Here is a 10,525-nt window from a genome sequence, read left to right on the forward strand (position 1 = left end):
ACGCCGCGGCCCGGACGCCATCGACACCACTGACCCACGCCGGAGGAACGCCCCATGCCCCTCGTGTCCGTCAACGGAATCAACCTGAACTACGACGACTCCGGTGGGGCCGGTGAGCCCGTCGTCCTGGTGATGGGCTCCGGCGCCTCCGGGCGTGCCTGGCATCTGCACCAGGTGCCGGCCCTGACGGACGCGGGTCACCGGGTCATCACGTTCGACAACCGCGGGATCCCGCCGACCGATGTCTGCGCCGAGGGGTTCACGGTGCACGACCTCGTGCGTGACCTCGCGGGCCTGATCGAACACCTCGGGCTCGGCGCGTGCCGCCTGGTGGGCACGTCCATGGGGGCGTACGTGGTGCAGGAGCTGGCGCTGGCGAGGCCCGAGCTGGTGCGCCAGGCGGTTCTCATGGCCACCAGGGGGCGGGTGGACGCCATGCGGCGGGCGCTGACGGCGGCGGAGATCGCGCTCTACGACTCGGGGACGACGCTGCCTCCGCGGTTCGACGCGGTGGTCCAGGCCATGCGGAACCTGTCCCCGCGCACCCTCTCGGACGACACCGCCGTCAGCGACTGGCTGGATGTCCTGGAGGCGACGTCCGGTTCCGGACCCGGGGAGCGGGTCCACATGACCCTCGATCCCGTGCCGGCACGCCTCGACGCCTACCGGGCGATCAGGGTGCCCTGTCATGTCATCGCTTTCCAGGACGACTTGGTGACGCCTCCGGATCTGGGGCGGGAAGTCGCCGAGGCGATTCCGGGTGCCTCGTTCGAAGAGATCCCCGGGTGCGGTCACTTCGGGTACCTGGAGGATCCGGACGCCGTGAACAAGAGCGTCGTGGAGTTCTTCCGTCAGGTCCCCGTCATTCCGGCCCATTGAGAACCGGCACTTCCGATTCCCTGTCCAGCAGCCCCGTGCGGTTATCGCGTACGGGCGAATCCCCGAATCGAGATCTGATGACTCAACAGCACGACTGGCGGCCCCTCGAGATCACGCCGGAGAGCGCGGGTGTCGCGGCGACGCCCGCGGGTCTCGCCGAATTCGTGAGTGACACGGAGCGGGTCGGCGAGATGCTCGTCCGCGAGAAGGCTCTGGTGTTCCGCGGCTTCCGGGTGGACGACGGCACGCTGGATTCCGTGATGGATCCCCTGCTGCCCAACCGGCTCGCCTATGTGCACGGCAACTCGCCGCGCAGCAAGGTGGGGAGCAATGTGTACACCTCGACGGAATACCCGTCGGAGCTGACCATCTCCATGCACAACGAGCTGTCGTACGCCTACGCCTGGCCGTCGCGGCTGCTCTTCTTCGCGGCGCACGAGCCCACCACCGGTGGCGCCACGCCGGTCGTCGACGGGGTGACCTGGCTGGAGTCGCTGGCGCCCGAGGTCCGGGAGGCGTTCGCCGGGGGCGTGCGCTACACGCAGAACCTGCACGGCGGGGCCGGGCTCGGCAAGAGCTGGCAGGACACGTTCGAGACCGACGACCGGGCCGACGTCGAGGTCTTCCTCAAGGGCACGGAGGCCGAGTGGGAGTGGCTGGGGGACGGCGGTCTGCGGGTGACGCAGGTGCGGCCGTCCACGGTGCGCCACCCGGTGACGGGCGCGGAGGTGTGGTTCAACCAGTCCGACCAGTGGCATCCGGCCGCGCTCGGTGACGACATGGCCGCCGAACTCGCCCAGATCCTGCCCGAGGAGGAGCTGCCGCAGTCCGTCCGGTTCGCCGACGGGAGCCCGATCCCGGCCGAGTACGTCATCGAGGTGCGCGACAAGGGGCTCGACGCCGCGGTGGACGTCGACTGGCACACCGGGGACCTCCTGCTGATCGACAACGTGCTGGTGGCGCACGGTCGGCGTCCGTTCACCGGCCCGCGCCGGATCCTGGTCGCGATGTCCGACTGACGCGTCCCGGGTACCGCCCCGCCCGGGCCTCGCCCGACCCCGGCCCGGCGTCGTCGGCGCGCGCCGACGACCCGTGTCTCCTGCCCGCTCCGTACCGGAAGAACAGGAAATTCCGTCGCTATGACCCATGCTCCGAACACCGACCTCGACACCGGCCCCGACACCGGCCTCGACACCGGCCTCCAGGACGACGCGCCGCGCGACGACGCGTCCGTGGAGGATCTCCGGCTGGACCACGTGGAACTCTACGTGGAGGACCTGGACCGCAAGGTCGCCGACTGGACCGGCGGTTACGGCTTCGCCGTCGTCGGTACCGCGGGCTCCCCCGCGGAGGGCTTCCGCAGCGTCGCCCTGCGTCAGGGCCGGATCCTCCTGGTGCTGACGGAGAGCACCACGGACGAGCACCCGGCCGCCGCCTACGTCCACTCGCACGGGGACGGCGTGGCCCGCATCGCCCTGCGCGCCCCGGACGTGGCGGCGGTCTTCGACCACGCCGTGCGCCACGGCGCCCGTCCGCTGGCGGAGCCGGTGCGCCACGAGGGCCCCGGCGTGGTCGTCACCGCAACGGTGTCGGGCTTCGGCGACGTCGTGCACTCCCTGGTGCAGCGGGCCGAGGAGGACCCCTCGGAGCTCCCCGAGGGCTTCGCGCCGGTCGACGCCGCGGTGGACGGGCCGCACATCCAGGGGGGCCGTCCCTCGGCGGACCTCCCGGGGCTCGTCGAGGTCGACCACTTCGCCGTGTGCGTGAACATCGGCGAGCTGGACGACACCATCGCGTTCTACCGGCAGGCCCTGGGCTTCCGGGAGATCTTCGAGGAGCGCATCGTCGTGGGCACCCAGGCGATGCTGTCGAAGGTGGTGCAGAGCCGGTCCGGGGACATCACGTTCACCGTCATCCAGCCGGACCCGGTGGCCGACGCCGGTCAGATCGACGAGTTCCTCAAGAACCATGACGGTGCGGGCGTCCAGCACATCGCCTTCTCCAGCGACGACGCCGCCCGTTCGGTCCGCACGCTGGGCGGGGCCGGCGTGGAGTTCCTCACCACTCCGGCGACCTACTACGAGCTGCTCGGTCAGCGGGTGCGGTTGCGCAAGCACGACCTCGCGGAGCTGGGCGAGCTGAACATCCTCGTCGACGAGGACCACGGCGGTCAGCTGTTCCAGATCTTCACGCGCTCCACGCACGCGCGGCGGACCCTGTTCTTCGAGGTCATCGAGCGGCTCGGCGCGGAGACGTTCGGTTCGTCCAACATCAAGGCGCTGTACGAGGCCGTGGAGCTGGAACGGCACCGGGAGAACGGCTGGTCCAGGTGACGGCCCAGACCCTCACGCCCACCGCCCCGCTGTCCCTGGACGAATTCGAGCGGGCCGCCGCCGCCGTACTCCCGGCCGGCGTGCGGGACTTCGTGGCGGGCGGCAGCGGGGCGGAGCGCACGCTCGCCGACAACCTCGCGGCCCTGGACCGTATCCGGGTCGTGCCGCGGGCGCTGCGGGACGTGTCGGGGTGCGACACCGGCACGACGCTGCTGTCACGGCGGGTGGCCATGCCGCTGGCCACCGCGCCGATCGGGTACCAGAAGCTGGTGCACCCGGAGGGGGAGCTGGCCGCGGCGGCCGCCGCGAAGGAGGCGGGGGTCCCCTTCACCGTCGGCACGCTGAGCAGCTTCCCGCTGGAGCGGGTGGCGGCGGTCGGGGCGATCACCTGGTTCCAGCTGTACTGGCTGCGGGACCGTGCCCTCTCGTTCGACCTGGTGCGCAGGGCCGAGGCGGCCGGCTGCGCCGCCGTGATGCTCACCGTGGACGTGCCGTGGATGGGCCGCAGGCTGCGCGACATGGGCAACGGCTTCGCGCTGCCGGACGACGTCGTGGCCGCCAACTTCGCGACGGGTACGGCGTCCGAGGCGCACCGGGCGAGTCCGGGCGGTTCCGCACTGGCGGCGCACACGAGCACGGCGTTCGACCCGTCGTTGAGCTGGTCGGACCTGGAGGAGGTGCGGCGGCGCACCCGGTTGCCGCTGATCGTCAAGGGGCTGCTCGACCCGGCGGACGCGGCCCGGGCCGCCGAGGCCGGGGCGGACGCCGTGGTGGTGTCCAACCACGGCGGACGGCAGCTGGACGGCGCGGTGGCGAGCGCCGACGTGCTGGAGGCGGTGTGCGCCGAGGTGGCCGGGCGGTGCGAGGTGCTGCTGGACAGCGGTGTCCGCAGTGGCACCGACGTGCTGAAGGCGCTGGCCTCGGGGGCGAGCGGAGTGCTCGTGGGGCGCCCGTTGCTGTGGGGGCTGGCCGCCGGTGGCGCCGAGGGGGCCCGCGGGGTGCTCGGGCTGCTGGCGGAGGAGTTCCGCGACGCCCTGGGGCTGGCGGGCTGCTCCGGGGTGGCCGAGGCGCGGCGGCTTCGCGTGCTGCGCAGGGCGTCGCACGACGGTACGGATGTCGGCGAGGGGGCGGTGTGGCGGTGATCCGGGACGCGGCGGAGCGGACGGAACGGACGGAGCGGGCGCAGTCGATGGAGCAGGCGGAGCGGGCGGACGGCGGCGGGGCCGGGGCCGGCCGGTCGGCGCAGTTGCACACCTCGGCGCTGCACGGCTCGCTCGAGGACGAGGCGCTGAGCTCGATGAACTTCCTCAACGAGATCGCGCAGCGGTTCCCGGACGCGGTGTCGTTCGCGCCCGGCCGCCCGTTCGAGGGTTTCTGGGACACCTCCCTGGTCCACGACTACCTGCGGCGTTTCGAGCGGTACCTCAGGGAGGACAAGGGGTTCGACGAGGACCAGGTCCGCCGCACGCTGCTGCAGTACGGGCGTACCAAGGGCATCGTGCACGAGCTGGTCGCCCGGCACCTGGAGGTGGACGAGGGCATCGTGGTCGACCCCGAGGCGGTCGTGGTGACCGTCGGGTGCCAGGAGGCCATGTTCCTGGTGCTGCGGGCGCTGCGCTCCGACGAGCGGGACGTGGTCCTCACGGTGTCGCCGCGCTACGTGGGCCTGACGGGTGCGGCCGCTCTGGTCGACATGCCGGTCCTCGAGGTGGACGGCGGGCCCCGCGGTGTTGACCTGGAGAGCCTCACGGCGGTGGTGAGGGACGCGCGGGCGCGCGGGCTGCGGCCACGGGCCTGCTACCTGGTGACGGACTTCTCCAATCCGTCGGGGGTCAGCCTCGACCTGGAGACCCGGCACGCCCTGCTGGACCTGGCGGAGCGGGAGGACCTGCTGCTGCTGGAGGACAACCCGTACGGCTATTTCAGCGCCGACGGGGTGCGGCTGCCCACGCTGAAGGCGCTCGACGAGCGGCGCAGGGTGATCTATCTGGGGTCGTTCGCGAAGACGGGTCTGCCCGGCGCCCGGATCGGTTACGTCGTCGCCGACCAGTCGGTGGCGGACGCCGGCGGTTCCGTCGGCCCGCTGGCCGACCAGCTGTCGAAGATCAAGAGCATGGTGACGGTGAACACGTCGCCGATCGCCCAGGCGGTGATCGGGGGGAAGCTCCTGGCCCACGGCTGCGACCTGTACGGCGCGAACGAGCGGGAGATCGCGGTGTACCGGGGGAACCTGGAGCGTCTGCTCGCCGGCCTGGAGCGGCACTTCCCGCCGGGCGGTGGCACGGGGGTCCGGTGGAACGTGCCGCGGGGAGGCTTCTTCCTCGTGGTGAGCGTGCCGTTCGAGGCGGACGAGAAGCTGCTGGAGACCTCGGCCCGCGACTACGGGGTCCTGTGGACGCCGATGTGCTATTTCAGCTCGGATCCCGGGGCGGCCCGCCAGATCCGCTTGTCCTACAGCCTCGTGACGGGTGATCAGATTGACCTGGGGCTGGAGAGGTTCGCGGCCCTCGTCACGCAGCGACTGGGCTGACGTGGCATCGGATCGACGCCGGGCCCGCGCGGCCGGGAGTTGGGGTGTCCTATGCGTACTGCGGTCATAGTGGGGACGGGTCTGGTCGGTACGTCCGTCGCGCTGGCACTGCGGCGACGGGGGGTCGACACCTATCTGCTCGACAGCGACCCCACGGCCACGCGTACGGCGGAGGCGCTGGGCGCGGGCCGGGCCCGGGAGCCGTCCGAGTGCGCGGACGTGGCGGTGCTGGCCGTTCCGCCCGTGCAGGTGGCGCCGGTCCTGGTGGATCTGCAGAAGCGCGGGACGGCCCGCTTCTACACGGACGTGGCCAGCGTGAAGTGCCTGCCGGGCCAGGAGGTCGAGGCGCTGGGCTGCGAGCTGACCTCGTTCGTGGGCGGGCATCCGCTGGCCGGTGGGGAGCGGTCCGGCCCCCTGGCGGCACGGGGGGACCTCTTCGAGGGCCGGCCGTGGGTGCTCGTCCCCTCGGAGCGCACCGGTGATCCGGCGCTCAACTGCGCCCTGGAACTGGTGTCCCTGTGCGGTGCCACGCCGGTGCTGCTGGACGCGGAGGCGCACGACCGTGCGGTGGCGCTCGTCTCGCACGTGCCGCATCTGGTGGCCAGCCTGACGGCGGCGCGGCTGCTGGAGGGCAGCGAGTCCGCCCTGCGGCTGGCCGGTCAGGGCTTGCGGGACGTCACCCGGACCGCGGCGGGCAGCCCCGCCCTGTGGACGGACATCCTGTCGGCGAACGCCGGCCCGGTGGCCGAGGTGCTGGAGGCGCTGGCCGCCGACGCGCTGGGCGTGGCGGAGGCGCTGCGGCGGGTCGAGCGGCAGGACGGTGCCGCCGGGAGCGGGTCGGCGGTGCTGTCCGAGGTGCTCCAGCGGGGAGTGGACGGCCGGAACGGCATCCCGGGCAAACACGGGGTGCCGGACGCGCACTTCGCGGCCGTCGAGGTGTCGGTGGGCGACAGCCCGGGAGAGCTGGCGCGGCTGTTCGCGGACGCGGCGAAGGCAGGCGTGAACATCGAGGACATCGACATGGAGCACTCCTCCGACCGGCTCATGGGCCGGGCCCGGCTGGCGGTGCTGCCGGGCCGGGCCGCCGTCCTGGCGGACGAACTGCGGCTGGGCGGCTGGACGGTGCGGCTGGCGGACTGGCCGGGCGGCCAGGGGACGTAGGCGCGCGCGGACGAGTGGGGGGGGGGGGGCGGGGCCCACCCCCCCCCCACCCCCCCCCCCCCACTCGTCCGCGCGTCGTCATTCGGCCGCGCGTCGTCGCTCTCGTCCGCGTGTCGCGCCCCGGCCGTGTCTCCCGCTCACGGCCGTGTGTCGCGCTCACGCGGAGTGCGGTCGCTCAGGAGACCCGACAGGCCAGGCCGCCGTCCGCCACCTGCAGGGGCGCGGAGAGGGGTCTCTTGCGGCCGACGGCGAAGGGCTGCCGCTGCCGGGGGACGCGGGTCTCCCGGCCGCCGCCCGCGTTGGCGAGGGTCATCGTTTCCGGCTGCGCGTGTGCCGCCTGGAATTTCCCGTTCAGAACGGCTCTGCCGAGGCCGGTGATGCGGTGGATGACCGTGTTCCGGTCCCGTTCGGAACGGATCAGGCCGGCGTTGCGCAGTATGCCCGTGTGCTGGCTGACGGCCGCCGCAGAAGTGCCCACGCGGCGTGCCAGTTCACTGGTGGTGCCGCCGACCAGGGTGAGCCTGAGCAATTGGGCGCGGGTGCGCCCCATAAGCGCGTCCAACGCCTCGGCGTCCTTTCCCTGGGCCGTCCACAGGGAACGCGTTTCGGCGGGAGCGAGTCGAACGGAGAAGACGAGGACCGGCAATTCGCTGGTTCCTCCAACATTAGGCAAAAACACCGCGGGCCGTGACCCGAGGAAGATCGAAGGGGCTATCAGGATCCCCTTGCCGTTGACCTCGATTTCGCCGTCCTCACCCCCGGGTATTTCCAGATACGGCCTTTTCCAGGTAATTTCCGGATGCAGCGAATTCAGCAGGCTCTCGCCCCCCTCGGGCGCTCTCCGCATGCGCTCCTCGCGCTCGGCGCCCAGGCGCACCAGCATCTGGGGCCAGTAGGGGCCGACCGACGCGTCGGTGTACCGCTCGATCGCGGAGCGGACGTCCCCCCGTCTGAGCCCTTGCGGCAACAGCCGTTCCTCGGCCGCGGTGTTGCCCTCCCCGGCAAGCAGCCAGGTCAGGTCCGAGGTCCGGCGCAGAGCGGAGATGACGCCGAGGTCGAGCCGGCCGGACCGGAGCCGGTCGGACACCTGCTCCTCCCACTCCCGGAACCCCGCCTCGCTTCTGCCGCCCATCTGGCGAACGGAGAATATCGCTTCCGAGACAGGTCCCAGAGTGGTCATCATGCGTACATTTTCGACACTCTCGCCGTTCAAACGTATCCGCTGCATCGTTCCCCCACTACGCTAGCCAGATCACGCAACCTCAGACCATATCACCCGGACCGCTCGGCTTCGCGGACGCCAAATCCATGCGGCCGATATGCGACCGGTCCAGGGCAGTAGTTCCCAAAGTAACGCGTCCGAATCGAACACGGTAGCGCAGGTGGACCTTCAGTAGGCACTAAAGGGCCTTGCACAGGGGGAGATCTGATGATAGAGAAACGGAACGTGCCAGTCAGTGCGAATGCGGGAATGGCCTCCCGGCCCGGGCCGGGAGGCGGGAAGATGGCGGCGACTGACGGGGGAAGACAGTCGCCGCCATCGGCTCAGGCGTCCCGCCTGCGCAGGACCAGGTAGCCGGCCACCTGGGCGGCGGCCACCCACACGAGGACGACGAGGAGTGCGCCCATCCGTCCGTACGGCTCCGCGTCACCGTCCATCAGGTGCTGGCCCGCGGTGGAGGGCAGATAGTCCATGATCTTCTTCGTGAAGTCGCTGCTGGAGAGCGCCAGCGCTCCGGGCAGTCCCGCGAGGATCATGAACACGGTCGTGAGCGTGCCCACGGCGCTGCGGATCGCGGCTCCGATACCGATGGCGAAGACGCCCATCAGCGCCACGTAGACACCGGTGCAGACGATGGTCGGCACCGCCTTGCCCAGGTCGGAGTCGGCGTACTCGAACAGCAGGGGTGCGGTGGTGACGGTCCCGACCAGCGCCAGCAGCGTCCCGACCACGAACATCACGGGCGCGGCGACGGCGGACTTGGCGAAGAGCATGCGACCGCGCACCGGCACGCACTGCAACGAGGTGCGGATGCTGCCCGTGGAGTACTCCGCAGTGATCGCCAGCATGGCGAGCGCCACGACGGCGAACTGCACCATGTTCACGGCCAGGACCATCGGGTGGGCGATCGGGATGTCGACGTTCTCACCGTCGCTGCGGTAGCTGTTCGCGATGCTGACACCCAGTCCGGGCGCGAAGATGCCCATCAGGACGACGGAGCCGGCCAGGCACCACCAGGTGGCCCGAACCGACCAGAGCTTGGTCCACTCCGCGGCCACCGCTCCCCACGTGCCACCGCCACCCTGCTGCGCGGACGCCTGGGACGCACGCGTGCTCACGGTTGTGCTTGCCATGACTCAGGCCTCGACTTCCTGCTGCTCCTGGAGGGGCACCGCGCCCACGGCGGCGGGCTTGGGCGACTTGTACTCGATGCTGTTGGCGGTCATCTCCATGTAGGCCTCCTCCAACGAGGCCTCGACGACGCGCAGTTCGTGCAGCCTGATGCCGAGCTGGTAGGCCAGGTCACCGATCGTCTCGACCGAGACCCCGGAGACGAGGATCTCGTGCTCCTCGTGGCGCTGCACCTGGAGCGACTGGGCCTCCAGACGCCCGACCAGGTTGTCCATGCCGTCGCCGTCCGGGGTGCGCACCCGGACCGCGGTCAGCGAACTGCGTGCGATGACACGGTCGATGGTGTCGTCGGCGAGGAGCTTGCCCCGGCCGATCACCACGAGGTGGTCGGCGGTGAGTTGCATCTCACTCATCAGGTGGCTCGACACGAAGACCGTACGGCCTTCTTCGGCCAGTGAGCGCATCAGCTCGCGCACCCAGCGCACGCCGTCCGGGTCGAGGCCGTTGACGGGCTCGTCGAACAGCAGGATCTCCGGGTCGCCGAGCAGGGCGCTGGCGATGCCCAGCCGCTGCCCCATGCCCAGGGAGAAGGAGCCGGAGCGCTTCTTGGCCACCTTCTCCAGGCCGACGATCTCCAGGACCTCGTCCACCCGCTGACGGGAGATCCCGTTGCTGCGCGCCATGGCCAGCAGGTGGCTGTGCGCGCTCCGGCCCGGGTGGAGTGCCTTGGCGTCCAGCAGCGCGCCGACCTCACGCAGGGGGTGCTTCAGGGCCGCGTAGGGCTTGCCGTTGATCAGCGCCTCGCCCGAGGTGGGATTGTCCAGACCCATGATCATGCGCATGGTGGTGGACTTGCCGGCGCCGTTCGGGCCGAGGAAGCCGGTCACCTTGCCGGGCGCGATGTCCAGGTTCAGGCCGTCCACGGCCACGGCGGTGCCGTACTGCTTCGTCACTGCGCGCAAGGTGATCATGGCCAGTCCGTCCTCAGGGGTCCGTTCATGTCGATGACGGTACGGGCCCGGCGCTGACCTGGTCTTCCGTCCAACGACAGAGTGCCTCTACGACTTTCGACAGAGGGTCGGGGCGGTCGTGCGGTCGGTGCCTTCGTCGCACGCGGGCGGGCGGGCGCGCAGCGCGGGCCGCGCGGGCCGCGGGTACGGGGAAGCGCGGGCATGGGGAAGGGCCCGTTCGGGGTGTGTCCCGGACGGGCCCTTCCCTGCCTGCCACGCCTACCGCCTGTGTGCCGCGCGTCCCGCGTGTGCCGGGCCG

General features: G+C 71.3%; 9 protein-coding genes. 6 read left to right on the top strand and 3 right to left on the bottom strand.

Going from position 1 to position 10,525, the window contains the following annotated elements; translation table 11 throughout:
* Nucleotides 1-54: 54 nt before the first annotated feature.
* The 6 genes from ACGF5T_RS23285 to ACGF5T_RS23310 all read left to right on the top strand — a co-directional run bounded on the left by ACGF5T_RS23285 (nt 55) and on the right by ACGF5T_RS23310 (nt 6,903).
* Nucleotides 55-879 carry an alpha/beta hydrolase gene (locus ACGF5T_RS23285; protein WP_366769351.1) on the top strand — a complete coding sequence of 275 codons (825 nt, stop codon included), beginning with the start codon at nt 55-57 and terminating at the stop codon, nt 877-879.
* Nucleotides 880-956: 77 nt separating this feature from the next.
* Nucleotides 957-1,898: a TauD/TfdA family dioxygenase gene (locus ACGF5T_RS23290; protein ID WP_356612696.1), complete on the top strand. Its 942-nt coding sequence runs from the start codon at nt 957-959 to the stop codon at nt 1,896-1,898.
* Between the two features lie 120 nt (nt 1,899-2,018).
* Nucleotides 2,019-3,212 carry a 4-hydroxyphenylpyruvate dioxygenase gene (gene hppD / locus ACGF5T_RS23295; protein WP_366769350.1) on the top strand — a complete coding sequence of 398 codons (1,194 nt, stop codon included), beginning with the start codon at nt 2,019-2,021 and terminating at the stop codon, nt 3,210-3,212.
* Nucleotides 3,209-4,354, top strand: a complete 1,146-nt coding sequence (locus tag ACGF5T_RS23300; protein WP_366769349.1) for an alpha-hydroxy acid oxidase — start codon at nt 3,209-3,211, stop codon at nt 4,352-4,354. Before hppD ends, ACGF5T_RS23300 begins: the two co-directional genes overlap by 4 nt.
* Nucleotides 4,345-5,742: a PLP-dependent aminotransferase family protein gene (locus tag ACGF5T_RS23305; RefSeq protein ID WP_366769348.1), complete on the top strand. Its 1,398-nt coding sequence runs from the start codon at nt 4,345-4,347 to the stop codon at nt 5,740-5,742. The genes ACGF5T_RS23300 and ACGF5T_RS23305 overlap by 10 nt, the downstream gene beginning before the upstream one ends.
* Nucleotides 5,743-5,793: 51 nt before the next feature.
* Nucleotides 5,794-6,903, top strand: coding sequence for a prephenate dehydrogenase (locus ACGF5T_RS23310; protein ID WP_366769347.1), 1,110 nt, complete (start codon nt 5,794-5,796; stop codon nt 6,901-6,903).
* Nucleotides 6,904-7,078: 175 nt separating this feature from the next.
* On the opposite strand, the gene ACGF5T_RS23315 is transcribed toward ACGF5T_RS23310, so the two are convergent.
* From ACGF5T_RS23315 to ACGF5T_RS23325, 3 genes are all read right to left on the bottom strand, one after another.
* On the bottom strand, nt 7,079-8,086 hold the full coding sequence (locus tag ACGF5T_RS23315; protein ID WP_356612910.1) for a winged helix-turn-helix domain-containing protein: 1,008 nt from the start codon (nt 8,084-8,086) through the stop codon (nt 7,079-7,081).
* Between the two features lie 362 nt (nt 8,087-8,448).
* A complete protein-coding gene (locus ACGF5T_RS23320) occupies nt 8,449-9,258 on the bottom strand; it encodes an ABC transporter (RefSeq protein ID WP_356612912.1) in 810 nt (269 codons plus the stop codon).
* Between the two features lie 3 nt (nt 9,259-9,261).
* Nucleotides 9,262-10,227: an ABC transporter ATP-binding protein gene (locus tag ACGF5T_RS23325; protein ID WP_356612913.1), complete on the bottom strand. Its 966-nt coding sequence runs from the start codon at nt 10,225-10,227 to the stop codon at nt 9,262-9,264.
* Nucleotides 10,228-10,525: the final 298 nt, after the last annotated feature.

This window comes from Streptomyces sp. NPDC047853 (assembly GCF_043204535.1).
In the GTDB taxonomy this organism is placed as follows: Bacteria; Actinomycetota; Actinomycetes; order Streptomycetales; family Streptomycetaceae; genus Streptomyces.